Source organism: Clostridium coskatii (genome assembly GCF_001675205.1).
GTDB lineage: Bacteria > Bacillota > Clostridia > Clostridiales > Clostridiaceae > Clostridium_B > Clostridium_B ljungdahlii.
The window spans coordinates 22,165-48,962 of the sequence record NZ_LROR01000028.1 but is presented as its reverse complement, the minus strand read 5'-3'; the positions used below and the strand labels follow the sequence as shown (position 1 = coordinate 48,962).

Below are 26,798 nucleotides of genomic sequence, written 5' to 3'. Positions count from 1 at the left end.
ATTGGTAGAAATACTCTAATAGTTTATCACACTAAAATTCAAGTTTTTATTACAGTAACATTGTAAATGACCTTTTGTTATAGTAAAATCATAGATAGGTCATCACTTAATTTTCTGTAATTATACAAAGCATGGGAGTGTTAATATGAAAAAAGGGGATAAAATTGCTGCAGTATTAATTTTAATACTAATAATTGCAAGTTGTGCTGGAGTATTTATATACCGTTCATATGTAAAGGGTTCACATAAAATAGCTGTAATAAAGCAAGATGGTAAAATTATAGATACAATAGACTTAACTAAAGTAAAAAACACAAAAGAACTTACAGTAAAATACAATAAATCTCACTATAATTTGATAGAAATAGAAAATGGTAAAATACGCATAAAAGACGCAGATTGCCCTGATAAAATTTGTGTAAAAACCGGATGGATATCCGAACCAGGTCAAAGTATTATATGTCTTCCCCATAAATTAATAATTAAACTAGAGGGAAATAATTCTAAATACGATGATATATCCAGTTAAAATTATATTAAAAATCAAGGTGTGATTAATGAATAAAACAAGGAAAATGGTTTTTTTAAGCTTTCTAACAAGTATGGCTTTAGTCATATACATAATAGAAGCTCAAGTTCCGGTTTTATTTCCCGGAATAAAATTAGGACTTGCAAATACAATTTCCCTAGCTGCACTTATACTTATAGGATGGAAAGAAGCCTTACTAATTATGTTTTTAAGGACGCTTCTAGGATCTATGTTTGGTGGGACAATGTCTACCTTTATGTTCAGCATAGCCGGAGGAATTTTAAGTAACATTGTTATGATCCTTCTATACAAATATTTTAAAAATTCCTTAAGTCTATGGACTATAAGCATATGCGGGGCAATATTTCACAACATAGGCCAACTTTTAGTAGCTTCTATAGTAATTCAAGATTTTAGGATATACATATATCTACCGGTGCTTTTAATCTCTGCTATAATCACAGGATACTTTATAGGTTGGTGCGTGAAATTCCTAACTAATAACTTATATAAAATTCCTATGTTTAAAGAATTAAAAAATAAGTAACTCCACCATAGGTATAAAAAAATGTGCTGCAAAATCGCAGCACATTTTTTATCCGATTGCTACCATTGCTAACACCCCCTATCTTCTTCAAAATGGGGGATAAGCACTGCTACGCACCTGGATAAGTTCTTCTAAGGTTCATATGGAGAAAAGTGTATTCCTTATAAGCAAACTCCACCTGAACCTAAGAATCACTTGATATTACTCTAATTATATTATTAATATCAGCAAATTTAAGCTTTGCTCCACTGCCATTATGAATTTGCAGCAGCTTCATTCTTGCTCTGCTGTTGTAAGTCTGTAGCACTTACAATAGCCTTAATAGCTCCTGTAGGACATTTAGCAAGACAGGTAGCTTCACTGCATGATGCACAAATACTTTGATCTACTACTGCCAAATTGTTCTCTACTTTAATGGCATCATTTGGACAATTTTTAGCGCACAATCCGCATCCAAGACATCCTACACTGCACGCCTTACGTACAGCTCCACCTTTATTTTTAGAATTACAATTAACCATTACTTTAGAACCTACAGGTCTAAATCCAAGTACCTGTTTTGGACACGCACTTACACAGGTACCACAACCTGTACATATATCTGTATCAATTATTGGAAGTCCATTTGAGCCCATTGCCATAGCTCCAAAAGGACAGCTCTTTACACATGTTCCAAATCCCAGGCATCCATATTTGCAAGCTTTAGGTCCACCTTCAAGTAAATTTGCAGCTACACAATCATGTATACCTTCATATTCAAAATTTTTAACTGCCTTTGTACAATCTCCACCACATCTCACATGTGCAACTCTAGGTTCAATAGGTGGAGCAGATTTACCAGTTAACTTTGCAACCTGTTCTGCAACTGCTGCTTTTCCAGGTACACAAAGATTTGGAGGTACACTTTCGTCTAAAACAACAGCTTCTGCATAAGCTTTACATCCTGCAAATCCACATCCTCCACATTGACCTTTTGGAAGTACATCTTCTACTAATTCTACAAGTGGATTCACTTCCATTGCAAATCTTTTATTTACATAGGCTAAAACAAGTCCAAATATAAGACCTATAATAGTCATTACAACTAAAATCATAATCACGGTATTCATTTTATTAGCTCCTTTCTATATAGAAATCATACCTGAAAAACCAAGGAAAGCCAGAGCTAACATTCCTGCTAAAATAAAAGCTACTCCAAGACCTTCTAACGGTTTAGGTACATCTGCTAATCTCAATTTTTCTCTAAGGCTTGCCATCAAAATTATAGCCATAGCAAAGCCCAGCCCAGATCCTATCGCATTAACAACACTCTGTAAAAAATTAAAGTTAGAATCAGCATTTAGTATAGGTACAGCAAGTACGATACAGTTCGTAGCTATTAAAAGAAGGTATATTCCCCACATATTATATAGGGCTGGTGCCTGCTTTTTAATAATAGTCTCCAAAAGCTGCACAAAACTGGCAATAAGAAGTACAAAAACTACCGTTTTCAAGAAAGTTAAATTAAATGGTATAAGTACAAAATGATATACTACCCAGGCCAATATTGAACTCATCGTAATAACAGAAGTAACAGCCATACCCATACCTACAGATGCATTTAAATTTTTAGAAACTCCAAAGAATATACACAGTCCTAAAAACCTTGTCAGCACATAGTTATTTACAACTACTGCACTTATAAAAAGAGTAAGGTAAGATGCCATTATGCTTCACCTCCATTTGCTTTTTCTAATTTTTGCATTTTAATTTTCTCCATATGTTGATTATAAACTTTTACTATAGCAACTAAATATCCTATGAGTATGAATCCTCCAGGTGGAAGTATCATAATCAAAGCTGGATTATATGAAGCCCCAAATACATTAACACCGAATATAGCTCCAGATCCAAATAATTCACGTATCATTCCTATTATAGTAAGTGCTAAAGTAAATCCGCATCCCATTCCAAGTCCATCAAAGAAAGAAGGAACTACAGGATTTTTAGATGCAAACGTCTCTGCACGGGCAAGTATTATAGCAAATACAACTACCAATGCTAAATAAATTCCCAATTGTTTATATAATAGAGGCGCATAAGCCTGCATAACAAGTTCCACTACTGTAACAATAGTTGCTATACAAGTAATATATACAGGTACACGTACCTTAGGATTTACAACATTCTTAATTATAGAAACTACGGTATTATTACAAGTTATAACAAATAGAACGCAAATCCCCATAGTAAATCCATTTATAGCTGTACTTGTCGTTGCCAGTGCTGGACACAAACTAAGTGCAAGTACGAATATGGGGTTTTCTGCAATCAATCCTTTTTTAAATATATTCCACAAATTCTTCATAATTACTTACCTCCCGTAAACGTAGTAACTTGCACAACAGCTTCTTTAACTCCTTTAGTTACAGCTTTTGACGTAATTGTAGCTCCTGTCATGGCTTGAATGTTTTTAGTGTTAGACTTATCTTTTACAACCGTTAAAGCCTCTGCCTTTTTATCCTTAAACTGTCCCCTAAAAGAATCTTTTGAAGCATTTGCTCCAAGTCCCGGAGTTTCATTATGAGATACAATACTGAAATCTATTACTTTTCCATCTGGAGTAACAGCTACCAATAGTTCTATAGCTCCACCATAACCTTTACTCTCTGAAGGTACAACATATGCAATGGTCTTGTTTCCCTTTTGAGCTGCATACCAATCCTTTTTACCATTTACTTTACTAAATTTATCAGCATCATTGACTAAAACTCTCATGGTTTCATTTTGTATTTGAACCTGTTTTTGTGCTGCTACTGGTGATGTTACATAATAAACCGCAGCTATTATAATTCCAGATATAAAACATGTAATGGTTAAGTTCTTAGTAATTGCAAAAATACTATTTTGATCTTTATCTTTAGCCATTAAAGCTTACCTCCTTGTCCCAAATTTAACTGGCTGTGTAAACTTATCTATTAGAGGAGTAACTGCATTCATAAGTAATATTGAATAACATACGCCTTCTGGATAACCACCTTTTAATCTTATAAGCGATGTTAATGCACCTGCACCTAATGCAAAAATAATCTGTCCTTTAATAGTCATAGGAATTGTTACCATATCAGTAGCCATGAAGAAAGCACCTATTACAAGTCCACCTGCCATCATATGAAATACAGGATCTCCTGTAAAAATTCCCGTAGTTCCTCCAAAAGCCCAAGTAAGTATTCCTACAGTACCAATCATTACTACTGGAATCTGCCAGTTAATATATTTTTTATATATAAGATAAAGTCCACCTAAAACAAGTAATATTGTAGAAGTTTCTCCTATACTTCCATTTCTAGTACCTAAGAACATTGCCTTGTAAAGTGCACCCTGTCCTCCAAAGGTTTCAAGTAATTTTGAATAACCTTGAAGTTTTAAAATTCCAAGAGGAGTTGCTGTTGTTACAGCATCTACACCACTGGCACTTAATTTTGACCATGTTGTCATTGCTACAGGCCAGGAAACCATTAGCGCAGCCCTTCCAATATGAGCTGGATTAAATATGTTCTGACCAAGTCCTCCCATAGAATGTTTAGCTATTGCTATTGCTATAAAAGATCCTATAGCTACCATATAAGGTGGAATATCAGGAGGTAAACACATAGAAAGCAAAAGTCCTGTTAAAAAAGCACTTCCATCTGTAATAGTTATAGGTTTATTTCTAACTTTTTCTACAAAGTACTCCGTAACTACAGCAGCTATAATTCCTGTTATAATTACTTCTAAAGCATGAATGCCAAAATTAAATACACCAAAAACCGCAGCTGGAGTTAGTGCTAAACAGACACTCCACATTATCTTAGAAACAGATTCATCACAACGAACATGAGGTGATGACGAAATAGTAAAAATATTTTTCTTTATCTGTGCTTCCGCCATTTTATTATCACTCCTTTATTATTTTAAGACCTCTTCTTTTTCTTTCTTTTCTTTAGCCTTAGCTGCTTTAGCTTTTTCTCTTTCACCTGCAGCTCTATTTTCTGATTTTAAATATCTAATATACTGTACAATTTTTCGTTTAGCAGGACATGTATACACACAGCTGCCGCATTCTACGCAGTCCAAAAGATTATACTCTTCCTTAGCCTCTTGATATAAATCTTTTTGTCCAAGGATACTTAACATACTTGGATTCAAGTGCATAGGACAAGCTTTTAGACATCTGCCGCATCTAATGCAAGAAGATTCTTTTCCATCATTTACATCATTTTTAGTTAAGCCAAGTATTCCTGATGAACCCTTCATTATTGGAATATCCAAATTTGATTGGGCAAATCCCATCATAGGTCCACCTGAAATTATTTTAACTGGTTCCTCCTTAAATCCTCCACAAAAATCAATAGCATCTTTAAATGTAGTTCCAATTCTAACTAATATATTCTTAGGCTCTTTAATAGCACCTCCACTTATAGTTGTAACCCTCTGTATAAGTGGAATTCCTCTCTCCACTGCATCACTTATTGCTATGCATGTGCCTACATTTTGAACAACCGCACCTACATCTGCAGGCAATCCACCTGATGGAACTTCTCTACCTGTCAAAACATTTATAAGCATTTTTTCAGCACCCTGAGGATACTTGGTAGGAAGGCCTACTACTTGCACTTTTGTACCTTCAAAAGCCTTTTTCATAGCTTCTATAGCTTTTGGTTTATTATCTTCAATACCTACAAATGCCTTTTCTACATTGAGGATTTTCATAATTATTTGAACTCCAGCAACTACCTTGTCTGAATTTTCCAACATTGACCTATAATCTGCAGTTAAATAAGGTTCACACTCAGCACCATTTAAGATAAAAACATCTACTTTTTTATCTGGTGGTGGTGCAAGCTTAACATGAACAGGAAAAGTTGCGCCTCCCATTCCCACAATGCCTGCTTCTCTTATTATTCCAAGCATTTCTTTTACACTTAGCTCTTTCCAATTACGTGAAGTTGGTATTCCTTCTACCCACTCATCTTTTCCATCCTTTTCAATAACTATAGCTTGACATTTTCCAAAACCAGGATGTGGGTAATCTCCTATATCTACAACCTTTCCAGAAGTAGATGCATATATATTGGCTGAAACAAAAGCATCACTTTTCGCAATAAGTTGTCCCTTTTTTACCTCATCTCCTTTTTGTACTACAGGAGATGTAGGAGCACCTATATGCTGTCTAACGGGAATAAACACCTTATCTGGTATAGGTGCTATTTCTATAGGTTTATTAGCTGTGTACTTTTTGCTATCATCCGGGTGTACTCCACCTCGAAAACTTTTTAACACTCTTAAACACCTCTTTCAATAATTTTTACAGCATGTATATAAACGAAACTGCAAAATAAATATAAACATAATTTTTATAACAAATTACGGAATTTTCCATAATTTGTTATAAAATTATATACTATAGCAAATAATATATAATGACAATTTATCTATTAAATGTCAGTTAGTTTTAAAAGTCTCTCCATTAATTAAAGTTTGTACACAAATTACTCAATACAATATCTTTGTGATTACTGGCTTTTTACTCTCATTTTTGCTTGTAGATCTATCAAATATTTTTATATATATCAATGATAAAATGAAAAATAATACTCCCCCACCTATTTGAAACTCTCTTAAAGAATGACCTAATTTTCCACCTATCCATGTTCCTATTAATGCACCTATAAGGATTCCAATAAGCGGTAGTATATATACAATAAAGGCTGCCCATAACATATTTGCATCCTTTATTTCAAAAACAACATGTTGACCAGGTTTTGCTCCAACCGGATTTTTTGCATCTACAACTATAGCATTATCACCAGGACAAGCACCACAACTTTTACAATCTCCGTGTCTACTAGCTCTTACTTTTGCAATACTTTCACTTGTTTCAATTACAATACCCTCCGATTCTCTTTTCATATAATACACCTCCTATTATTTGTTAGCGTTTTCACGAGGTTTAAACCTAAATTACTATACTTTATATTATACCACAAATTTATAATTTTTTCTTCTGTATTATATATTTTTTTTATCTGTATCGATATTGAACAGTATTACCTTCAATATTGATACTATGTGTTATAATAGTTTTTTAATTTTGTATACATGTTTTTCTACCTAAGTAAGTACATTAGAATATCTATCTTACTTTTAATTATACATGTGAAAAATTTAATTAAAATAATATAACAAAAATTATTGACACAAAAAATTAACAGTTTTTGTTACATTTATGCCTATTTTTTTACTTTATACTTAAAACAAAGTATTTTTTTTAATATAATATTGAATATATGTAATAATTATTCATAATTATTACATGCTAATTTTGTTGACTTAATGTATGCTAAAAGAATAACTATTGCGTTAACTATTGATTTCAAGCCGTTTTATGCAAATACCTTTTTCAAAATTGCATAAAAACTTATTTATTTACATATGAAAATATGATTTAATAGATATATTAGATTTCAAAATTAGGAGATGATAATAGATATGAACATTTCTGAAAAAACTTTTTTAAAAAATGTATGCAAATATTGCATTAATAAATATACTATTTCAAATAACGGTCCCTTAATAGCCTCCCTTATATACCAAATTTGTAAGCATGAAGATATGGATGTTCCTGCTATGCAAGGCATATTGCGTATTTACATAAATGAAAACTATAGTAGGAGTTTTGCCCATTGTTTTAATGTATACCGAGGTGTTATTGTCGATGCTTCACTATATCAATATGCACTTGTAAACAAGCCTATAGAAAATCTTTTTCCGGTTTATATAGTAGATGCTACCCCTCCTCATATAGAATATACTATATATAATGAAATTAAAAAAGATTCACAAGTTAAGTTTAGTGATAAGTTTCTAGAAAATACTTTAAAAAATATAAAAGAGAATAGTACTTATCCTATAAGAAGATTCACTTTACTAGAAGACTCCAAAAAAGAAGAACTTTTTTTCTGCCATTAACATATACTTCAATGAGGTTTTCAAACGAAAAATTAACTTATACTTCGGATATTTTTACAACCTTCAGCTCGTTAAATATTTTGATAAGGCTAAGCAAAAAATTTTTAAAGAGCTTGATTATTGTAAAAATATGCTTGCATATAACTTGATTTTTAAGTTAGAAAGCCTATATAAATAGTAAAGTAACTATCCATAGTGATTCTAATTGAAATTTTAACTTATATATAAAATATACTAACAAAATTGAAATCACACTTAAAAACTTTTTTTATAAGTCTTAGTGAAGCATTTTAGAAAATCTTAGAAGATTATATATGTTTCAGGTACGAGTTTATCCGATGACTATCTGCTCTAATATTCCCACTTATCCAAGTGGGAATAAACAGCAGATACGTCCCTGGATAACGATTTCTAAGCATCAGACGGAGCAAAACTCCACCCGATACCAAGAACTCTGTTTATATAAGCTTCTTTAGATTTTCTAAATACTGAACTTTTTTAGACTTATAAAAAGTTTTTAGTGTGATGGTTTTTGTTAGTATAAGTAAACTTTCTACTTAGAAACTTTATAGAATTTCTAATTAGAATATCCATTTGATGAATTTTTTCACTTTTATGCTATTGGAAGCTCTAAGGGACGTACTATATATCTTTTTATCCCCTTCGTATATACAAAGCATTCCTATTCTATCACCCTTGTTAATCGAATATTTTATTCTTTGAGGTTTTATAATTTTAACACTGCACTTGAATCCATTTTTTATAGGCACTATAACATCATCTTCACATTCTAACTTTAAATCCTTTTTGTTTACTCTTAACTCAAGAGCTTTATCTCCTTTAGAAAATAACTTGTTAAACTTAAAATTTTTATCAACATATTTATATATTTTTTCTGTTTCTTCCCATCTTCTAGGACAATTTAGAACTACTATTATAACATCATTTCCTTGAACTTTTGTAGATGTAACTAAACATTTTCCTGCCTTACCCGTATAACCTGTCTTAACACCATTTGCATCTGGAATTTTCCAAAGAATTTTATTGATATTGTGATAGCTTCTTGTAAATCCATTTTGTGGTCCATCCACATCTTTCGAACTAACGATTTCATTAAATAGTGTGTTGTTTTTAGCTATAGATGTAAGTACTGCAAGATCATACGCCGTGGTGTAATGTTCTTCTTTATCGAGTCCATGAGGTGTCTTAAAATGAGTGTTTATTACACCTATTTCACTAGCATATTCATTCATAAGTTTCACAAATTCTTCTACACTTCCACTTACACCTTCTGAAATAGCTATAGCTGCATCATTTCCTGACCTCAACATAAGTCCATATAAAAGTTCCTTTAAAGTTATGCTTTCTCCTTTTTTATAGCCTACCACAGACCCCCTTATCCCTGCTGATCTAGATGATATTTGTACTTTTTCATCTAATTTTCCATATTTTATTGCAACTAGTACTGTCATTATTTTAGTCGTACTTGCCATCGGTACTAATTCAGAAGCATTTTTTTGATACATAATTACTTTTGATTTACTATCCATAGCTATAGCACAGCGTGCATTTATATTAGGTTCTCGAAAAGATGAATTTTTATCATCTGCAAACACAGTATAGCTGCAAATATTAAAAAGTATAAATGTTATTACTATATATGATAAACTCTTTTTAAATTTCATAATTTATATAGTTTATCTCCTTCCTCTCAATAGATTATTAAGTGAAAAGTGGATAATGGAGAATAGATAGTGAATGAGGATTTTTTTCTCTACAGTACAAAAATCTTAAATTTAGAACTTAAGAAAATCATCCATAACTCTCAACTCTCGCTTCTTAACTCTTAGCTATACTAAATACTTTTCCCTAAAACAAATATATTACTAGTAAAACTCATTCTAAATTAGTATATAATTCACTATTAAGGTAATAATTATTAATAATAAAACCTTTTAAATGGGGGGATTTAAATATTGATTAAATTACTTATTTTATTTATCTTAATATTATTTGTTTTGGTATTTATTCCTATACCTCTTAAAATAAAAATAAACTATATCAATAAAGCCTTCTCACTAAAAATCTATAATTTAAATGTTATAAACAAATTTAATTTAAAAGATAATAAACCCCCTCTTGAAAGAAAGAAAAAGTCCTCATTCCTCATAAATAATTTCAAAGTAAATTTGAAATCCCTTAAAAAATTAAAATTTAAACCCCATATAAAAATTAAGGTAAAACTCATTTATGGGTTAGATGATGCAGCCTATACTGCCATAACCTATGGGCTTATACCAACATTAAGCACTTTTATATTTGCTCTAATCAAAAATATTTTTGTAGTGAAGAAAAAAGAATTACACGTAAAACCTGTTTTTAACAGTTTTTATTTTAATTTAGAAATATCAAGTATAATTTACATTAGTTTAGCTAAAATTATTTATATGTATATAAAACTATTTAAGCACAGCTAAAAGTGTAAAAAAACTATAATCTATGCATATTTTTAAGTTAAGAATGAATAGTAAAGGAGGAATTTTTATGGATAACCATCCTATAGAAAATTTATTAAAAAGCACTATGGAAAATTTAAAAGATATGATAGATGTAAATACCATAGTAGGTGATGCTGTAGAATCAAAAGACGGTTCTCTTATAATACCAATTTCAAGGGTATCCTTTGGATTTGCATCTGGAGGAAGCGAATTCGACGTAAGCCATGAAGAATCACCTAATCCAGAATATCCTTTTGGTGGTGGGTCAGGAGCTGGAGTTACGGTAAAACCTGTGGCTTTTTTAGTCACAAAAGGTGACTCTATAAGACTTTTATCTTTAGATCAAAATAACACCTATGATAAGATAGTAGATTCAATTCCACAGGTAATGGATGTAATAAGAGGAATGATGAATTCTAAGTCTCCAAAATCCAAACATAACTCTGATAAAAAGAAAGAAGAAGAAAAAAAGGAAGAAGAAGAATAGTCATTCCTCTTCTTCACTTACATAATACACTATAATTTTTTGAATATACCTAAATTAATCAAGATGAAATTCCTCAATACTCGGAATTTCATTTATATTTTCAAGCCCAAAATATTTTAAGAACTCTTCCGTAGTACCATATAATATGGGTCTCCCAGGCACACTCAATCTTCCATTTTCCTTTATCAGTTTTCTTTCAACCAAAGTTGATATTGCCCTATCACTTTTTACTCCCCTTATTTCATCTATATCTATTCTAGTTATAGGCTGTTTATAAGCAATAATAGCTAAGGTTTCCAATGATGCTTGAGATAGGGATTGTCTTGAGTTATTCCCAAGTAATTCTTCAACGTAATAACTATTTTCCGTTTTAGTAACTAAACTGTACTTATCCTCATTGTTTAAAATTTTTATTCCTCTAGATTTCTGTCTGTACTTAACTGTCATATCCTTAAGTAAATCCTTTGTATGTTTACTACTGAGTTTTATTATTGAAGCAATTTGCTTAAGAGTAAGAGGTTCGCCAGATACAAACAATAATGATTCTATTATGGAGAAATATTCATCTTTTGTTAAATCCTTTTCTTGAGCAATTTCGCTGTTAGTACTTTTCTCATTATTATTTCTCATTTTCAATTATCCTTTCCACATAGATTTCATCAAAATTTTCATACTGCATTACGGATACTACTTTAAGTTTTATAAGTTCTAAAAGTGCAATAAAAGTTACGACCTTCTCTATTTTAAAAGAACATTTTTTTAAAACAACAGAAAATCTAATTTGAGGCTTAGTTTGAATAATTTCTCGTATATATAACATCTTATCCTGCAATTTAAACTTATCTAATGATATTTCCCTGCCCATGACATTTCCGTTGTTAAGTTTATTTACATAGCTATCCATAAGATGACTGTAAACCCGATACAAATCTAACATAGTAATTCCCTTTAAAAATTGTTCCGGGCTTGTACCCATATTCACTTGTTCAATTATCTCTGGTTTTTTTCCAAACATTTTTTCTAAGCCTATTTCTCTCTTTTTCAAAAATTCAGCTACTGCTTTAAATTTTTTATATTGAAGAAGCTTGTCTACTAATTCTTTTCTAGGATCTTTTTCATCCTCATTATCATCTTCATTTAACTGAGTTTTAGGTAAAAGCATTTTTGATTTTATTTCTATAAGTGATGCTGCTATAACTATAAATTCAGAGGCCACATCTAAATCCATGTCTCTCATATTATTTACGTACTGAAGATATTGTTCCGTAATCTCATATATTTTTATATCATATATGTTCATTTTATTTTTTTTTATAAGGTGAAGAAGCAGATCAAAAGGACCCTCAAAATTTTCTATTTTTATATTTAAAGACATCTAAATAATCTCTCCTAAATTTTTCACTAAATATTTTTTTTCATACTTTATCATAGAATTTAATTCAATCTTTGTCATGTAATTTAAAACTTCTCCTATAGCTTTTCCATTTTGTATTCCAATAGAGCTTATCAATTTTCCATTTAAAGACGATTTATAATGATACATATTATGAAGATAATTATAAATCTTATACTTAAGTTTGTCATTCCATTTTAAAAGTATAAGTCCATAATCATTTATGCCCTTTAATATTTTATACAATTCATAATTATCCATAGTATTTAGAATTGCGCTGGTTATTTTTTGATAATTTTTTGTAAAATTTTTCATTGAAACTTTTAGCTTGCTATCCAAGACTGAATTTTCACCCAATATATAAGCACACTTTTTGTCTTCAAGCGCATAAAATAATCTTAAAATTCTTTTATTTGTATTATTGTAGTTTTCGTTTCCTATTTCTAATTTTTCTCTGTTAACATTAAAAATCTTCAAATTACCACACATTAAAATATTTTTTATCCACATTTTTTCCTCACATAAGAGGTATATTTCCTTCACTATTCTATCATTGCTTATCAAATTAAACACGCCTTCATTCACACAATTAATTATTTCATCCTTATCTTTTAAATCAAAGCCATACCTTACTGCATACTTTACTGCTCTGAATATTCTAGTAGGATCTTCTCTATAACTATTTAAATGTATCTTTTGTAGGATTTTATTTTTTATATCTTCCAATCCACCATAAATATCTATTAAACTTCCTGTTACTATATCATAAGCCAATGCATTAGCCGTAAAATCTCTTCTTCTCAAATCATCGTATATGTTAGACGGATCAATTATAGGAAGTTCACCATCTCTAGCATAGTATTCTTTTCTACACCTTATTAAGTCTATATTTACCTCATTTTGAAATAACAAAGAAGCTGTTTGGAATTTATCATAATACTGAAAACATTTAATTTCATTCAATTTGCCTATAATAAAATTAGGATTTTTGTCTATACATATATCAATATCTTTTACTTTATTTCCAAGGAACGCATCTCTAACGGCCCCTCCTACTATATAAGCCTTTATACCATTACTTTTACATATAGCTTTTATTAAATTTATAATTTGTATTTGCTCTATAGTAAACGCCTTTAAAATATTCATGTCTTTCTTTCCTTTCCTGCGCTTTAGGCATCTTTGGCTTGTTATTTTCCTTCAAATGCCTTAAACAAATCAACAGGAAATTCAACGAGTTTTAAAAATCCAATAACCCAATCGAATTTCCTGTTTTCATTATACATTATATATTAAAAATATATAAACTATTGCCCTTTCTGTAAAATATTTTTTAAACTATCTTTAAAGTTCCCAAATATGCCTAACTTTTTTACATCCCTGTCGCTATATAAGTTAACTTTTCCTAAAGCCTCTCCATTTACATATACATCACAATACCCAACTTTTTCGCCTTTTTTGTATTGCTTTTTATTTTTATCTATTACACACTTATAAGTAATTTTACTTTCTTTTCCCTTTTCAACTACCACCTTTAAATCTTCTGAAGCTTTAGCAATAAAAAATCTATCTCCTGCTTTATTTAGAGGAATCTTTTCTACATCAGCTCCCTTTTTTAAAATATTCTTTCCAAAGTACTTGGAAAATCCATAATTCATCATCATAGATGCATCTTTATTCCTCACCTTATATGTAGGAGAGCCCATTATTACAGCCAACATTCTTGCACCATCTCTAGTTGCAGTTGCAGATATACAGTACTTAGCAGAACTGGTAAACCCAGTTTTTAATCCATCACATCCTTTAAAAAACCTTACTAATTTATTATGGTTTACTAACTCTATAGGACTTTTTCTGCCTTCTGATATTGTCTCCATATATGTTCCTGTATATTTCAGTATTCTTGTATGCTTAAGTAACTCTCTAGACATTAATGCTATATCATAGGCTGTAGTTAAATGTCCATCTTCACTAAGTCCTGTGCAATTTTTAAAACTTGTATCTTTCATTCCAAGTTCTGCTGCTCTTTTATTCATAAGCTGTACAAATTGATCTTCACTTCCTCCTAAATATTCTGCCATAGCAACTGCTGCATCGTTTCCTGAAGCTATTCCTATTCCCTTTATTAAATCTTCCACACTTCTAACTTCTCCAGTATCTAATAACATCGAACTTCCGCCCATCTTTTTTGCATTTTCACTTACGGTTACCTTATCGGACAATGATATTCTTCCTGAGTCCACTGCTTCCATAGTTAGAAGCATAGTCATTATTTTCGTAACTGAAGCAGGTTCTAATTTTTCATGAGAACCTTTCTCAAAAATTACTTTTCCACTTGCAGGTTCCATAAGCAATGCCGACCTAGCGTTTATATTTAAACCTGATCCTGTACTATTCATCTCTTTTTTATCGGATTCACTTAAAGGTTCTGCATTAACAACTGGTAACCACAACACTGTAATAAAAAATAAAATTAATATATTGCTTACTATTTTAAAAGCTCCTTGCTTTTTCCTCATTTTATTTCTCTCCTCCTTTGAGATGTATTCTTTCCTTAAGTCAAGAAAATTATCACATAAAAATAAAGGATTTGATGTTAAAATTGACTTTAACATCAAATCCTTTATTTTTTTCATTAACTTTTAAATATTTCCTATGCCCTGGGATGAGACTTTTTATATACTTGTGCAATTTTATTTCTTTTTATCACTGAAGAGTATATCTGAGTAGCAGATAACTCCTTATGTCCTAAAAGTTCCTGCACAGATTTAATATCCGCTCCATTTTGAAGTAAATGCACTGCAAAAGAATGCCTCAACGTAAAAGCATTTATATTTTTATCTATATTTGCCTCTTTTGCATAATATTTTACTATTTTCCAAAACCCCTGGCGGCTCATTTGCACTCCCCTTAAATTGAGAAACAAAACATCCAAATTATATATATTTAATTTAGGCCTTATATTTAAATAATTTTTCAAATACTTTACAGCCACAGAACCTATAGGCACTATTCGTTCCTCTTCTTTTAAGCTTCTACACCTTACATAAGAAAGCTTTAAATCTATATCATATATAGTTAAGCTTAAAAGCTCCATTACCTTCATTCCTGCAGCATACATAACCTCTAGCATAGCCTTATCTCTTATTCCTTTATTAGTATCTAAATTTGGTGCTTCTAAAAGCTTGTCTACTTCTTCTATAGTTAATATCTTAGGAACTTTATGTTCAACCTTTGGAATTTGATAATACAAAACAGGATTTTCATTTAGAACACCTTTTAGCATCAAATACTTATAAAAGTTTCTCAAGGATACTATATTTCTTACTATAGATGAGATAGCTCTCCCTTCTTTTTGAAGATATTGTACATATGCCATTATAGATACAACTTCTACATTTTCTAGATTTTCTTCCCTATCCTTTATAAAATTATAAAATCTGGTTATGTCCCTTACATAGGCATCCATTGTATTTTTACTCATGTGTTTCTTTTCTAAGGTTTCTTCATAACCTAATAAAAGTCCATCCAAAATTACCACCTACTCTTCGAGAGTTACAATTTTAAAATTTAAGAAATTCGTTAAAAACAATAGTGTAATTATATAGTATTTTGATATTTTTACCAAATATGCTATAGACAAATATACTATTGTCGTAAGAATGAGGCTTAACAACAAAGTTATATATAACAAAGTCTATACATCTAGGTAGAAATACGCCAAAAAATACAAGTATAAAAAAACATTTCAATGTTACTATAATAAATGCTGATTTTTTCTCATCTAAGATCATACTATCATCATCCCAAAACTTGCTGCAATAAGTTTAATCATATTTGGGGTTAAATATGCTTCCATAAAAAAGCCTATAAACATGACAGTAGTTACCAGTAAAAAACAAACAGAGTAGGATGTAAACCTAACCAAAACATTGGATTTCCATTTAAGCCCAGATCTATCTTTAAATATCATAAGTGAAAATTCCATAGCAAGCACTGATGAAAATATTATACATGGTATATATATTATATTTTGTGGAAGTATACCTAAAAGTGAAATCCACATGCCCTTCATTCCCATTCCACTTATTATAAAACTCATAGCAAAACCAATAGTAAATCCCTTTATTATATCTATTATAAGTATTACTGGTATTCCTATCATTGTAAGACCCAAAAACCAAACAGCTAAAATTATTGGGATATTATTTTTTAACGTTTCTAAAAAAATAGATTTATAATTTACACTTCCTGATCCTATTGTAGTCGTAAAATTTTTAAGGTAGCTCAAAAGATCACTTTTCTCAAATCCACCCATGTATCTAACGCTATATATACCTAGTACTATCCCTGTAAATACACATAATATACTTATAACATATAACCAAAAATTATTTTTAATGTGTCCATTTATTAAACTTGATAGTTTATTTTCCAACATAACTTTATCCCCCTTTTGTTCATCATCTTTTTATAATTTATGATTTACAAAAGAGTTATATGACTATGTTATACCATCATAAACGCACAAATGGTCTTTGCATCTATTATTTCTCCCTTTTTTATCATTTCCTTAATTTTATTCAATTTAACTTCCCGCACATTTATGAATTCATCTTCATCGCAAATATCATTTCTTCCCTTATATAAATCTTCAGCTTTGAAAATATATATATATTCATCACAAAAACCAGGGCTCGTAACTACCTTCCCCAGATATTCAAATTTTTTAGCCTTATATCCTATCTCCTCTTCCAGTTCTCTTCTTCCACAGCTTTCCATATCTTCATTTTGCTCAATTTTACCTGCTGGTATTTCAAGAAGCACATGTTCTATAGGTTTTCTAAACTGTTCCACCATAAACAACGTATTACTGTCTTTATATGCCAGTATTGCTACTCCACCACAGTGATTTACTATTTCCCTTTTAGATTCTCTACCATTAGGAAGTTTTACAGTATGGACATTAACATCAATAATTTTTCCTTTGTATATGTTTTCTTGCTTTATAGTTTTTTCAGTAAAATCCATATTTATGCACCTCTTTATCTATTTTGTAAAATTACTACTTAAAACTTCATAAAATTAATTATTTTAATTAATTTTATACTTTACCAATCTCATTGTCAATTAAATGAAGTTAAAGTTGTTTTTCTATATTTTTTGCTAATGTTTTATAATATCTTATAATTTGTCTTAGCTCCTCTTCCCTATCTGAATCGTTTGACATTTTTTCTCTAAGTTCATTTATTCTACTTTTAATTAAATTTTGTATATTCTTTATATCTTCTAATTCTAACTCTATTTTCATGGGTTATATGCTCCTTTTAAAAAACTTCCATTCTTTAAATTAAAATGAATGGAAGATATTTTAACTTTTTAGCTTACCTTATTTTTTAATCTTAATTTATCAGCAACCATGGCTATAAACTCTGAATTTGTGGGCTTACCTTTATCATTATGTATAGTATAACCAAAAATTTTATTTATAGTTTCCACCTGGCCTCTAGACCAAGCTACTTCTATAGCATGCCTTATAGCCCTTTCTACCCTGCTGGCAGTGGTATTATATTTTTTAGCTATAGATGGATATAGCTCTTTTGTGACTGCCGATAATAGCTCCATATCGTTTACTACCATGGTTATTGCCTCTCTCAAGTACATATATCCTTTTATATGTGCTGGAACACCTATTTCATGTATTATATTAGTTATTTCCTGTTCCAAATTAGTAGGATCATCTCTTGAAAACTTTATTTCTTCATTATCCATAATAGATATGGTTTTCTTTACCTCATCTCCACTACTTATAACATTATTAAACATCTGCCTTATTCTTTTCGTAAACACTTCCATATTAAAAGGCTTTACTACATAATAATCTGCACCTAATGTTATAGCTCTTTGAGTTATTTTATCCTGTCCTACTGCAGACAAAACTATTACTCTTGGCATTGGGCTCATATTCATATTATTTAATCGCTCTAAAACACCAAGTCCGTCAAGGTGAGGCATTATTATATCCAGTACTACTAAGTCTGGCTTTTTCTCTTCGATTAATTTAAGAGCCTCTATCCCATCCTTTGCAACTCCTGTAACTAATATATCCCTCTGATTTAAAAGATAATCGTTGAGAATACTGCAAAATTCAGCATTATCATCTGCGATAATTACACTTATTTTTGATTCCTCCATACTATTTACTCCCCCTCTTTTTAACTAATTGCCATATCTTAACAAATAATAAATTCGACAAAGGAATTTTAATTCCTTCTTTTTATATAAATTACATGAAAATTTTATTACGAAAAAAATTAAAAGATAGCATATTAAATGCTATCTTTAGTATCATATACTATACTATTCTTATTTTACCATATTTTTTATAATTATTTAAAACATTTTGTACTCTTTATTTTGACATTATATTTGCATCTTTGAGCATCCAGTCTATATAAATCCCATATCCTACCTGAGGCTTATTTATAAGCACATGAGTGACAGCCCCAACTAATTTGTTATTTTGTATTATAGGACTTCCGCTCATTCCCTGAACTATTCCACCAGTTTTGGCTAAAAGTCTAGGATCCGTTACTTTTATAACCATGCTCTTGGGTCCAGGTGAATTTTGTGATAATAGTTTTTCTATTTGTATATCATAATATTCTGGCTTTTCCCCAGATATAGTTGTAAAAATCTTAGCAGGACCTTCCTTAATATCTTTTTTTAGGCATATTTTTATGCTTTTAGAACTCTTACATTTAAAATTTGTATTTACCTTTCCAAAAACTCCACATTCTGTATTCTTTGTTATATCTCCTAATTTCACATCTTCATTTACAAATATACCTTTTAATTCACCAGGATTTCCCTCAAGACCTTTCTTAATTGATACAATAGAGGCACTTACTATTTCTCCTGAATTTATATTTAGTTTTGTTCCTGTATCTATATCGGTTATAGGATGCCCTAATGCTGCAAACATACCACTTTTTTCATCATAAAAAGTCAAAGTACCTATTCCTGCCGTAGAATCTCTTATCCAAAGCCCTATCTTATAATTATTACCTTCTAATGCACTTACAGGCTTTACTGTTTTTTCTATACTTTTTCCATTTCTCTCTACTAATATTTTTATGCTTTTTTCCTTTGCTTTATTTATTTCAGTTTGAGTTTGTTCGGCATTTTTTACATAAACATCATTTACCTTAATTATATTATCTCCTACTTGTATTCCTGCCAATGCAGCAGGACTTGTAACTTTTCCCCTTGAAGTTTCTATATCTGAAAGCGCTACTACCAATACTCCTTTAGTATTTAGTTTTACCCCAATAGGTTCTCCGCCTAAGTATACATTAACATTACTGGCTGCAGCTGTATTAAATGCTGATTTAGCGTGAGAAACTTGAACTAAATTGGATCTTTTTCCATCATCATACAATCCATAATAGGCAGCTAACATCATAAACAGGATAGGAATGAACATCCAGCATAATCTGTGTTTAATTTTTTTACCCATGCTTTTACCTCCTGTGTTACACTGTTTTCTACATTTAAGTTGCCCTTTTAAATATCTTATTATGCTATCATATAGATGCATTTAAAGTTAATGTATTCTTCAAAAATATAAATTTTATTCAAAAAGTTAAAAGTCACCTCCTGACTTTTGGAGATAACTTCTTTAGTTTCTACTATTTAATTTTACACTTTTTAGAATCTGCCATTCTAACAAGTTCTTTCGCATGTTCTAAAGTAAGCTTTGTAACTTTTTCCCCTCCTATCATTCTAGCTATTTCACATTCTTTTTCTGTTTTTTTCATCTTTTTAACTTTCGTATAGGTTTTATTGTTGCTAATATTTTTTGAAACCCAATAATGAGTATCAGACATACATGCTATTTGAGGTAGGTGTGTAACACAAAAAACCTGATGTTTTTTAGATATAGTATACATTTTTTCTGCTACACTCTGTGCTATTCTTCCACTTATTCCTGTATCTATTTCATCAAATATAACAGATGGAATATGATCCTTATCTACAAATACAGTTTTTAATGCTAACATTATTCTTGAAAGCTCTCCTCCTGAAACTACATTTTCCAAAGGTTTTAGAGGTTCACCTGGATTAGTAGATATACAAAACTTTACCTTATCCATTCCTTTTGAAGTAAATTTATCTTCAAAATTAACTTCTATTTTAAAGATACTGTGTTCAAGTCCTATGAAATTCAACTCATTTTTTATATTTTTTTCTAAAACATGAGCTGTTTTACATCGCATTTCATGAAGTTTTTTACTTTTAATTTTAAGTAAATTTTCTAACCTTATTTTTTCCGAATTTAAATTTTTTATTATATCAGAAGCATTTTTCATTTCCTCATATTGAGTTTTTATCTTATCTCTATAATCTAATATGTCCTTTATAGTATTACCATATTTTTTTTTTAAACCATTTATCTGATATATTCTGCTATTTATATATTCCAATTCGTTTTTATCACAATAAACACTATCTTTCATACTTCTTATTTCATCTATATTACCTTCCATAGCATAATATATATTTTCAAGTGAAGTGCACATATCTCCTATTTTAGGCATAATATTCTTTATGGAATTCAACTGTTTTAAAACTATTCCGAAATTATCATATATGGAGTTTTTTCCCTCTTCCCCACTATAAAGGGCTATATAGCATTTGTTTATTACATTGTTTATTTTTTCAGCATTAGATAAAACATTAAATTTTTTATCTAGTTCTTTTTCTTCCGTTTCTTTTAAATCTGCTGAATTTATTTCATTTATCTGATACTTTAAAAAATCTATTAGCTTTTCTCTATCTTCGCTTTTGCCTGAAAGTTCATATATTTTATCTTTTATATTATTTAAATGCTGATAATTTTTTTTATATTCTTTCATTGTCTCAGAAATAAAATTTTCACCATAATAGTCCAAGTAATCTATATGGTTTTGCTCTGAAAGTAAATTTTGATTATCATGTTGGCCATGTATATCAAGCAGTGTACTACTTATATCTCTTAAATCAGACAATAAAATAGATTTACCATTTATCTTTGCTACAGTTCTTCCTGATTGAAAAGATTCTCTGCTTATTATTACTAAATCTTCTTCTGATTTCATATCTTTTTCTTCTAAAATCTCAAAAGTTTTTGGGTTTTCTATAGTAAAAACTGCTTCTACAAAAGTTTTATTTTCTCCTGTTCTTATCAAATTCTTATTAAATTTCCCTCCAAGTACATAGTTTATTGCATCAATCAATATAGATTTACCTGCTCCAGTTTCACCAGAAAATACATTAAAACCTGATTCAAAGGATATAGTCAACTTTTCTATAAGTGCAAAATTTTTTATATTCAATTGAAGCAGCATAAAATAGCCTCCTACTGAGAAATCATTTTTTTCATTTTTTGAGTTATTATGTGAGCACTTTCTCCATCTCTAGTCATTACAAATATAGTGTTATCACCAGCTATACTTCCAGCTATTCCAACAAAATTTAGAGAATCTATGGCTTCAGCTGCCGCAGAAGCAGACCCTGAAATTGTTTTTACTATTATGAAATTTTCTATATTTTCCACACTTGTTACAGTCTGAGAAAATATATTTACAAGTTTATTGGATAAGAAATTTTTCGTATGTGAAATAGTTGCATATTTATATTTTCCACTATCAGATAATACTTTTATAAGTTTTAATTCTTTTATATCCCTTGAAACCGTGGCTTGTGTTACATTCATACCGCTTTTTTTTAGTCTATCCGCTAATTCTTCCTGAGTTTCAATATCATTTGAATTTATAATTTCAAGTATCTTGGCATGTCTAGTTACCTTCATATACTTCACCTTCTTTTGCCTTAAAATTAATTTTATCTTTTAATGTATCAAAATAATTATTATCATCAAATTTTATAAATTTTCTTTTATTTTTAGATCTTCTTACTTCTATAGTATTTGGTCCATTTACTTCAATCCATTCCTGGCCATCTATTGATAAAAATATATTTTTAAAATTTTTTCTAACTGCTATAGTTATACAACATCTATTGTCCAGTACAATTGTTCTAGATGTTAAAAACTGCGAATACATAGGAGTAAGACATAATATATCTAAAGATGGATATATTATAGGTCCCCCTGCAGAAAGGTTATATCCTGTAGATCCTGTAGACGTAGATACAATAATACCATCACCACTAAATGTATTGTAAAAGTTCTCATTTATATAAACATCATATCTCTGTATCCTTGACTTAATACCCTTGTATAATACTACATCATTTAATCCATCATATGTCTTTGGTCCATTTCCATCATCATAGATGCATTGAATCATATTCCTCTCTTCAATTACATAATTTCCATTAAATAATTTCTTGAGTGCATTCTCTATACTGTTTACTTCCACCTGTGCTAAGAAGCCTAAATGCCCTATGTTTACTCCCAGTATAGGTGTGTTTGAATCAAGTATATGTTTTGATGTATTTAATATAGTACCATCCCCTCCTAATACTATAATTACATCTAACTTAGTGCTTTCATCCTTATCTAATCCATCACAATTTTCATATACTTTTACTTTTACACTTTTATCTATGCTATGTATTGTTTTTTTTATGAAATTTAACATCTTTTTATCTGGATCTTTTGTTGTATTAACGTTAATTCCTATATTTTTCATAGTTCCTCCCCATTTAGTTCACAATGAGATGAGTTTACTATGTTTATTATATCTTCATCTATGAACGACTCCTTAAAATCACTTTTCTTAGTAAAATATACTAAATACTCTATATTTCCTTCCGGACCCTTTACAGGAGAATAACTCAATGAAATTATTTTTAAATTATTTTCTCTCAAAAAAGTTATAATTTCATTTATCACATCTATGTGAGTAGATTTTTCCCTTACTACACCTTTTTTTCCTACCCTTTCTCTTCCAGCTTCAAACTGTGGCTTTATAAGTGCCATTATACTACCATTTTCTTTCAGTAAGTTACTAACTACAGGTACAACTTTTTTTAGAGATATAAAGGAAACATCTATACTTGCAAAATCTGCATATTCACCTATATCCTCAGGCGTTACATACCTTATATTTGTCCTTTCCATACAAACCACTCTATCATCTATCCTGAGTTTCCACGCAAATTGCCCATATCCCACATCTATTGAAAATACTTTTTTAGCTCCATTTTGAAGCATGCAATCTGTAAACCCACCTGTAGATGCACCTATATCCATGCATACTTTATCATTTAAGTTAATATTAAATTCTTTTACAGCTTTTTGTAATTTCAATCCTCCCCTACTTACAAAAGGAAGTTTTTCTCCTCTAAATTCTATATTGGAACTTTTTTTTATCTTCTGTCCACATTTATCTACTCTCTGTCCATCAATAAATACTTCTCCAGCCATAATACTGGCTTTAGCCCTTTCTCTAGATTGAAAAATGCCTTTTTCTACTAAAAGTACGTCCAATCTTTCCTTTGGTTCTGACATAATAAACTACCTCACTATTAAAATATATGACTTACCTCTGCTGCTTCAAGTACACTATTTACGATACCTTTAGGATCCAAACCATACAGCTTATACAAAATATCGGATTTTCCATGCTGTACAAACTTATCATCAAACCCTAAGTTTATTATTTTTACTTTTTTATTTAATTTATTTACATATTCTAATATGTAGGATCCTAATCCCCCTCTTATTACATTGTCTTCAACAGTAACGATAGTTACCCTTTCTTCAACTAACCTGTTTAACATTTCCTTGTCCAACGGCTTAATAAAACATGCACTTATAATTCTTACATCTATACCCTTTTCTTTAAGTTTTTTTCCTGCTAACACTGCATTTTGTACCATTTTACCCTGAGCAATTATTGCTACACTGCCTTCATTTGAAATACAGTCCCACTTTCCAAGTTTAAAATTTTCTATGGGATTGAGACATACACTATCTCCTCCCCTTGGATACCTTATAGCTACAGGAAAACTTTGGCCTAATGCCCATTTTAACATATATGGAAGTTCATCTATACATTTAGGAGACATAAGCGTCATATGTGGCATTTCCGTTAAGTAAGATAAATCAAATATTCCCTGATGTGTTTCACCATCTTCTCCTACAATGCCGGCCCTATCTACAGCAAAAACTACTGGAAGTTTTTGCATACATACATCATGAATAAGTTGATCATAAGCTCTTTGAAGGAAAGTAGAGTAAACTGCAAATACAGGTTTTAAATTTGCCTGTGCCATTCCAGCTGCCAGAGTTACAGCATGCTGTTCTGCTATTCCCACATCAAAAAACCTTTCAGGAAACTTTTGAGAAAAACTTTTAAGACCTGTTCCATCCCTCATGGCTGCAGTTATAGCCACTATTCTATCGTCTTTTTCTGCTAGCTTTACCATTTCATTTCCAAAGGCCTTGGAATAAGTATTTGAAGACCCAGCATCCAGTTCACCATTGGCGCAATTAAAAGGCCCTATTCCATGGAATTTACCTGGATTTTTTTCTGCAAATTCATATCCTTTTCCTTTCTTAGTTATTATATGTATAATAACTGGACCTTGTATGTCTTTTGCAGAAGCGAGTACGTCTGTAAGTTCTTTTATATTATGACCATCTATTGGTCCTAAATATTTAATTCCCATATCTTCAAAAAACATTCCCGGAACTACCATTTGTTTTATTCCGTTTTTTACCTTTTCAAGATATTTTGCCATTCCTTTTCCTATATTCGGTATCTTTTTTAATTTAGCTTCTACATCTGCTTTAAATTTATTATACTTAGGGTCCACTCTAAGTTTATTTAAATATTTAGATACTCCACCTACATTTTTTCCTATAGACATTTGATTATCATTTAATATTATTATAAGCTTAGTTTTTCTATAACCTACATCATTTAGGGCCTCTAGTGCCATACCTCCAGTGAGTGCTCCATCTCCTATAACTGCAACCACATTATATTTCTCATGCTTTAAATCTCTAGCCCTAGCCATTCCAAGTGCTGCAGATATTGAAGTACTACTATGCCCTGTTTCGAAAAAATCATATATACTTTCGCACCTTTTAGGAAATCCACTTAATCCTCCAAATTGCCTTAAAGTATCAAATTTATCCTTTCTTCCCGTGAGAATTTTATGCACATAAGCCTGATGTCCCACATCCCATATAAGTTTATCATAATTTAGATCAAATACACTAAATAAACTCAAAGTGAGCTCCACAACCCCTAAGTTAGACGCCAAATGACCTCCTGTCTTAGATACTTTGTCTATTAAAAATTTTCTAATTTCTCTAGCTAGCTTTTTTTTATCATTTAACGACATCTTCTTTACGTCATTTATATCTTTATAATTATCTAATAAATTACTCATCCTTATCTATCCCTTTAATAAAGTAGTTTTAAAATTTTTATCACAGCTTAAACTTCACTTTTCTCTATTTAATAAAAATGATGTTAAATCTTTTAGATAAGAAGTATCTACACTCATCCCATTCAGTACTCCTATACATTCACTTGTAATTGAATTGCACATTTCTTTGCATTTATTTATTCCATAAGTACTTATAAATGTAGTTTTGTTATTATTTAGATCACTTTTTATCTTTTTACCTAAAAGAGCAGTATCTCCTGTTAAATCCAATATATCATCCTTTATTTGAAATGCCAATCCTAACTTTTCTCCATAATAGCTTAATTTATCTATTTCAGCTTTACTTGCTCCCGCATATACTGCTGCAGATATTATAGATCCTTTTATGAGCGCTCCCGTTTTTTTACTGTGCATGTAATAAAGCTGATCTATAGGTATCTTAGTGTTTTCACTTAAAATATCCACTGTCTGTCCGCCAACCATCCCATCAGCTCCTGCACTTTCAGAAATAATGCTACAAGCCCTTATAGCGTTATCCTTTTTCCCAATACAGTGTCTAAACATCAAACTCATTGCTTCATTTAAAAGTCCATCTCCCGCAAGTACAGCAATAGCTTCTCCAAATACCTTATGATTTGTAGGTTTGCCCCTTCTTAAATCATCATTGTCCATAGCAGGTAAATCATCATGAATTAAGGAATAAGTGTGTATCATTTCTATAGCTGCTGCTATATCCATAACCTCATTGCAATCTGTCTTATAAAGTTTATATGTCAAAAGAAATAGTAGAGGTCTTATTCTCTTTCCTCCTGCATCTAAGCTATACTGCATAGCTTCATATACTCTCTTATTATAAGATCCTTTTCCCTCCATATAGTCATAGAGGTATTTATTCAATTCCTCTCTTAATGTTTCAATTACACCTTTAATTTCCATAATACATT

Annotated in this window: 29 protein-coding genes; 5 read left to right on the top strand and 24 right to left on the bottom strand. The window is 30.4% G+C overall.

The genetic code is table 11. The features are described from left to right. Positions 1 to 145: 145 nt before the first annotated feature. Positions 146 to 529 (top strand): NusG domain II-containing protein, encoded by a 384-nt coding sequence (locus CLCOS_RS02950; protein WP_013237808.1) that lies wholly within the window; start codon positions 146 to 148, stop codon positions 527 to 529. Between the two features lie 28 nt (positions 530 to 557). Next, on the top strand, positions 558 to 1,076 hold the full coding sequence (locus CLCOS_RS02945; protein ID WP_063601627.1) for a Gx transporter family protein: 519 nt from the start codon (positions 558 to 560) through the stop codon (positions 1,074 to 1,076). A gap of 254 nt (positions 1,077 to 1,330) precedes the next feature. On the opposite strand, the gene rnfB is transcribed toward CLCOS_RS02945, so the two are convergent. From rnfB to CLCOS_RS02910, 7 genes are all read right to left on the bottom strand, one after another. Beyond that, positions 1,331 to 2,185, bottom strand: coding sequence for an RnfABCDGE type electron transport complex subunit B (rnfB, locus tag CLCOS_RS02940; protein WP_063601626.1), 855 nt, complete (start codon positions 2,183 to 2,185; stop codon positions 1,331 to 1,333). 15 nt (positions 2,186 to 2,200) lie between these two features. Next, positions 2,201 to 2,782 (bottom strand): electron transport complex protein RnfA, encoded by a 582-nt coding sequence (locus tag CLCOS_RS02935; protein WP_013237805.1) that lies wholly within the window; start codon positions 2,780 to 2,782, stop codon positions 2,201 to 2,203. Further along, complete coding sequence (rsxE, locus tag CLCOS_RS02930; protein ID WP_063601625.1) at positions 2,782 to 3,423, bottom strand: electron transport complex subunit RsxE; 642 nt, start codon at positions 3,421 to 3,423, stop codon at positions 2,782 to 2,784. Before rsxE ends, CLCOS_RS02935 begins: the two co-directional genes overlap by 1 nt. Positions 3,424 to 3,425: 2 nt before the next feature. Next, positions 3,426 to 3,983, bottom strand: a complete 558-nt coding sequence (locus CLCOS_RS02925) for an RnfABCDGE type electron transport complex subunit G (RefSeq protein ID WP_063601624.1) — start codon at positions 3,981 to 3,983, stop codon at positions 3,426 to 3,428. A 6-nt stretch (positions 3,984 to 3,989) separates the two neighbouring features. Further along, positions 3,990 to 4,985, bottom strand: a complete 996-nt coding sequence (locus CLCOS_RS02920) for an RnfABCDGE type electron transport complex subunit D (protein ID WP_013237802.1) — start codon at positions 4,983 to 4,985, stop codon at positions 3,990 to 3,992. An 18-nt stretch (positions 4,986 to 5,003) separates the two neighbouring features. Further along, the gene (gene rsxC / locus CLCOS_RS02915) at positions 5,004 to 6,377 is read right to left on the bottom strand and encodes an electron transport complex subunit RsxC (protein ID WP_013237801.1); all 1,374 of its coding nucleotides are present in this window, start codon (positions 6,375 to 6,377) and stop codon (positions 5,004 to 5,006) included. Positions 6,378 to 6,590: 213 nt separating this feature from the next. Continuing rightward, entirely contained in the window at positions 6,591 to 7,007 is a 417-nt protein-coding gene (locus CLCOS_RS02910; protein ID WP_013237800.1) for a SoxR reducing system RseC family protein, read from the bottom strand. Between the two features lie 579 nt (positions 7,008 to 7,586). Between CLCOS_RS02910 and CLCOS_RS02905 the strand changes: the two genes are divergently transcribed. Further along, entirely contained in the window at positions 7,587 to 8,066 is a 480-nt protein-coding gene (locus CLCOS_RS02905) for a hypothetical protein (RefSeq protein WP_063601623.1), read from the top strand. 581 nt (positions 8,067 to 8,647) lie between these two features. Here CLCOS_RS02905 and CLCOS_RS02900 read toward each other — a convergent pair. Beyond that, a complete protein-coding gene (locus CLCOS_RS02900; protein ID WP_063601622.1) occupies positions 8,648 to 9,751 on the bottom strand; it encodes a D-alanyl-D-alanine carboxypeptidase family protein in 1,104 nt (367 codons plus the stop codon). Positions 9,752 to 10,042: 291 nt separating this feature from the next. On the opposite strand from CLCOS_RS02900, the gene CLCOS_RS23140 reads away from it, so the two are divergent. Together CLCOS_RS23140 and ytfJ are read left to right on the top strand one after the other, a co-directional pair. After that, positions 10,043 to 10,543 carry a DUF2953 domain-containing protein gene (locus CLCOS_RS23140; RefSeq protein ID WP_013237797.1) on the top strand — a complete coding sequence of 167 codons (501 nt, stop codon included), beginning with the start codon at positions 10,043 to 10,045 and terminating at the stop codon, positions 10,541 to 10,543. A gap of 67 nt (positions 10,544 to 10,610) precedes the next feature. Then, positions 10,611 to 11,051 carry a GerW family sporulation protein gene (gene ytfJ, locus CLCOS_RS02890; RefSeq protein ID WP_013237796.1) on the top strand — a complete coding sequence of 147 codons (441 nt, stop codon included), beginning with the start codon at positions 10,611 to 10,613 and terminating at the stop codon, positions 11,049 to 11,051. A gap of 54 nt (positions 11,052 to 11,105) precedes the next feature. Here the strand turns inward: ytfJ and scpB are convergent, their stop codons facing one another. From scpB to CLCOS_RS02810, 16 genes are all read right to left on the bottom strand, one after another. Further along, positions 11,106 to 11,681, bottom strand: coding sequence for an SMC-Scp complex subunit ScpB (scpB, locus tag CLCOS_RS02885; RefSeq protein ID WP_063601621.1), 576 nt, complete (start codon positions 11,679 to 11,681; stop codon positions 11,106 to 11,108). Then, on the bottom strand, positions 11,671 to 12,426 hold the full coding sequence (locus CLCOS_RS02880) for a segregation/condensation protein A (RefSeq protein ID WP_063601620.1): 756 nt from the start codon (positions 12,424 to 12,426) through the stop codon (positions 11,671 to 11,673). The genes scpB and CLCOS_RS02880 overlap by 11 nt, the downstream gene beginning before the upstream one ends. Further along, complete coding sequence (locus CLCOS_RS02875; RefSeq protein WP_063601619.1) at positions 12,427 to 13,593, bottom strand: CCA tRNA nucleotidyltransferase; 1,167 nt, start codon at positions 13,591 to 13,593, stop codon at positions 12,427 to 12,429. Positions 13,594 to 13,751: 158 nt separating this feature from the next. Then, on the bottom strand, positions 13,752 to 14,963 hold the full coding sequence (locus CLCOS_RS02870; protein WP_063601618.1) for a D-alanyl-D-alanine carboxypeptidase family protein: 1,212 nt from the start codon (positions 14,961 to 14,963) through the stop codon (positions 13,752 to 13,754). A gap of 134 nt (positions 14,964 to 15,097) precedes the next feature. Then, positions 15,098 to 15,976, bottom strand: a complete 879-nt coding sequence (locus CLCOS_RS02865) for a site-specific tyrosine recombinase (RefSeq protein ID WP_063601617.1) — start codon at positions 15,974 to 15,976, stop codon at positions 15,098 to 15,100. Positions 15,977 to 16,234: 258 nt separating this feature from the next. After that, complete coding sequence (gene spoIIM / locus CLCOS_RS02855) at positions 16,235 to 16,885, bottom strand: stage II sporulation protein M (protein WP_063601615.1); 651 nt, start codon at positions 16,883 to 16,885, stop codon at positions 16,235 to 16,237. Positions 16,886 to 16,953: 68 nt separating this feature from the next. Then, positions 16,954 to 17,475 carry an NUDIX hydrolase gene (locus tag CLCOS_RS02850; protein WP_013237789.1) on the bottom strand — a complete coding sequence of 174 codons (522 nt, stop codon included), beginning with the start codon at positions 17,473 to 17,475 and terminating at the stop codon, positions 16,954 to 16,956. Positions 17,476 to 17,584: 109 nt separating this feature from the next. Beyond that, positions 17,585 to 17,755 carry a hypothetical protein gene (locus CLCOS_RS22235; RefSeq protein ID WP_013237788.1) on the bottom strand — a complete coding sequence of 57 codons (171 nt, stop codon included), beginning with the start codon at positions 17,753 to 17,755 and terminating at the stop codon, positions 17,585 to 17,587. Between the two features lie 68 nt (positions 17,756 to 17,823). Further along, positions 17,824 to 18,639 (bottom strand): sporulation transcription factor Spo0A, encoded by an 816-nt coding sequence (spo0A, locus tag CLCOS_RS02845; RefSeq protein WP_063601614.1) that lies wholly within the window; start codon positions 18,637 to 18,639, stop codon positions 17,824 to 17,826. Between the two features lie 217 nt (positions 18,640 to 18,856). Then, positions 18,857 to 19,963 carry a SpoIVB peptidase gene (gene spoIVB / locus CLCOS_RS02840; protein WP_063601613.1) on the bottom strand — a complete coding sequence of 369 codons (1,107 nt, stop codon included), beginning with the start codon at positions 19,961 to 19,963 and terminating at the stop codon, positions 18,857 to 18,859. Positions 19,964 to 20,135: 172 nt separating this feature from the next. Then, on the bottom strand, positions 20,136 to 21,833 hold the full coding sequence (gene recN, locus CLCOS_RS02835; protein ID WP_063601612.1) for a DNA repair protein RecN: 1,698 nt from the start codon (positions 21,831 to 21,833) through the stop codon (positions 20,136 to 20,138). 11 nt (positions 21,834 to 21,844) lie between these two features. Beyond that, positions 21,845 to 22,297 (bottom strand): arginine repressor, encoded by a 453-nt coding sequence (locus CLCOS_RS02830; RefSeq protein WP_013237784.1) that lies wholly within the window; start codon positions 22,295 to 22,297, stop codon positions 21,845 to 21,847. Beyond that, a complete protein-coding gene (locus tag CLCOS_RS02825) occupies positions 22,284 to 23,141 on the bottom strand; it encodes an NAD(+)/NADH kinase (RefSeq protein WP_063601611.1) in 858 nt (285 codons plus the stop codon). Before CLCOS_RS02825 ends, CLCOS_RS02830 begins: the two co-directional genes overlap by 14 nt. Continuing rightward, positions 23,138 to 23,962 carry a TlyA family RNA methyltransferase gene (locus CLCOS_RS02820; protein ID WP_013237782.1) on the bottom strand — a complete coding sequence of 275 codons (825 nt, stop codon included), beginning with the start codon at positions 23,960 to 23,962 and terminating at the stop codon, positions 23,138 to 23,140. The genes CLCOS_RS02825 and CLCOS_RS02820 overlap by 4 nt, the downstream gene beginning before the upstream one ends. A gap of 17 nt (positions 23,963 to 23,979) precedes the next feature. Then, positions 23,980 to 25,854 carry a 1-deoxy-D-xylulose-5-phosphate synthase gene (gene dxs / locus CLCOS_RS02815; RefSeq protein WP_063601610.1) on the bottom strand — a complete coding sequence of 625 codons (1,875 nt, stop codon included), beginning with the start codon at positions 25,852 to 25,854 and terminating at the stop codon, positions 23,980 to 23,982. A gap of 54 nt (positions 25,855 to 25,908) precedes the next feature. Beyond that, positions 25,909 to 26,790, bottom strand: coding sequence for a polyprenyl synthetase family protein (locus CLCOS_RS02810; RefSeq protein ID WP_023163059.1), 882 nt, complete (start codon positions 26,788 to 26,790; stop codon positions 25,909 to 25,911). Positions 26,791 to 26,798: the final 8 nt, after the last annotated feature.

Excerpts from the sequence above, each read along its gene's own strand:
- CLCOS_RS02880 (WP_063601620.1), bottom strand. The coding sequence starts at position 12,426 with ATGTCTTTAAATATAAAAATAGAAAATTTTGAGGGTCCTTTTGATCTG.
- CLCOS_RS02830 (WP_013237784.1), bottom strand. The coding sequence starts at position 22,297 with ATGAAGGTAACTAGACATGCCAAGATACTTGAAATTATAAATTCAAAT.
- CLCOS_RS02925 (WP_063601624.1), bottom strand. The coding sequence starts at position 3,983 with ATGGCTAAAGATAAAGATCAAAATAGTATTTTTGCAATTACTAAGAAC.
- CLCOS_RS02825 (WP_063601611.1), bottom strand. The coding sequence starts at position 23,141 with ATGAAAAATATAGGAATTAACGTTAATACAACAAAAGATCCAGATAAA.
- CLCOS_RS02870 (WP_063601618.1), bottom strand. The coding sequence starts at position 14,963 with ATGAGGAAAAAGCAAGGAGCTTTTAAAATAGTAAGCAATATATTAATT.
- CLCOS_RS02950 (WP_013237808.1), top strand. The coding sequence starts at position 146 with ATGAAAAAAGGGGATAAAATTGCTGCAGTATTAATTTTAATACTAATA.
- CLCOS_RS02905 (WP_063601623.1), top strand. The coding sequence starts at position 7,587 with ATGAACATTTCTGAAAAAACTTTTTTAAAAAATGTATGCAAATATTGC.
- rsxE (WP_063601625.1), bottom strand. The coding sequence starts at position 3,423 with ATGAAGAATTTGTGGAATATATTTAAAAAAGGATTGATTGCAGAAAAC.
- CLCOS_RS02920 (WP_013237802.1), bottom strand. The coding sequence starts at position 4,985 with ATGGCGGAAGCACAGATAAAGAAAAATATTTTTACTATTTCGTCATCA.
- recN (WP_063601612.1), bottom strand. The coding sequence starts at position 21,833 with ATGCTGCTTCAATTGAATATAAAAAATTTTGCACTTATAGAAAAGTTG.
- spoIVB (WP_063601613.1), bottom strand. The coding sequence starts at position 19,963 with ATGGGTAAAAAAATTAAACACAGATTATGCTGGATGTTCATTCCTATC.
- rnfB (WP_063601626.1), bottom strand. The coding sequence starts at position 2,185 with ATGAATACCGTGATTATGATTTTAGTTGTAATGACTATTATAGGTCTT.
- CLCOS_RS02945 (WP_063601627.1), top strand. The coding sequence starts at position 558 with ATGAATAAAACAAGGAAAATGGTTTTTTTAAGCTTTCTAACAAGTATG.
- CLCOS_RS02820 (WP_013237782.1), bottom strand. The coding sequence starts at position 23,962 with ATGTCAGAACCAAAGGAAAGATTGGACGTACTTTTAGTAGAAAAAGGC.
- CLCOS_RS02875 (WP_063601619.1), bottom strand. The coding sequence starts at position 13,593 with ATGAATATTTTAAAGGCGTTTACTATAGAGCAAATACAAATTATAAAT.
- CLCOS_RS02850 (WP_013237789.1), bottom strand. The coding sequence starts at position 17,475 with ATGGATTTTACTGAAAAAACTATAAAGCAAGAAAACATATACAAAGGA.
- spo0A (WP_063601614.1), bottom strand. The coding sequence starts at position 18,639 with ATGGAGGAATCAAAAATAAGTGTAATTATCGCAGATGATAATGCTGAA.
- CLCOS_RS02910 (WP_013237800.1), bottom strand. The coding sequence starts at position 7,007 with ATGAAAAGAGAATCGGAGGGTATTGTAATTGAAACAAGTGAAAGTATT.
- CLCOS_RS22235 (WP_013237788.1), bottom strand. The coding sequence starts at position 17,755 with ATGAAAATAGAGTTAGAATTAGAAGATATAAAGAATATACAAAATTTA.
- CLCOS_RS02935 (WP_013237805.1), bottom strand. The coding sequence starts at position 2,782 with ATGGCATCTTACCTTACTCTTTTTATAAGTGCAGTAGTTGTAAATAAC.
- ytfJ (WP_013237796.1), top strand. The coding sequence starts at position 10,611 with ATGGATAACCATCCTATAGAAAATTTATTAAAAAGCACTATGGAAAAT.
- spoIIM (WP_063601615.1), bottom strand. The coding sequence starts at position 16,885 with ATGTTGGAAAATAAACTATCAAGTTTAATAAATGGACACATTAAAAAT.
- dxs (WP_063601610.1), bottom strand. The coding sequence starts at position 25,854 with ATGAGTAATTTATTAGATAATTATAAAGATATAAATGACGTAAAGAAG.
- CLCOS_RS02900 (WP_063601622.1), bottom strand. The coding sequence starts at position 9,751 with ATGAAATTTAAAAAGAGTTTATCATATATAGTAATAACATTTATACTT.
- CLCOS_RS02810 (WP_023163059.1), bottom strand. The coding sequence starts at position 26,790 with ATGGAAATTAAAGGTGTAATTGAAACATTAAGAGAGGAATTGAATAAA.
- scpB (WP_063601621.1), bottom strand. The coding sequence starts at position 11,681 with ATGAGAAATAATAATGAGAAAAGTACTAACAGCGAAATTGCTCAAGAA.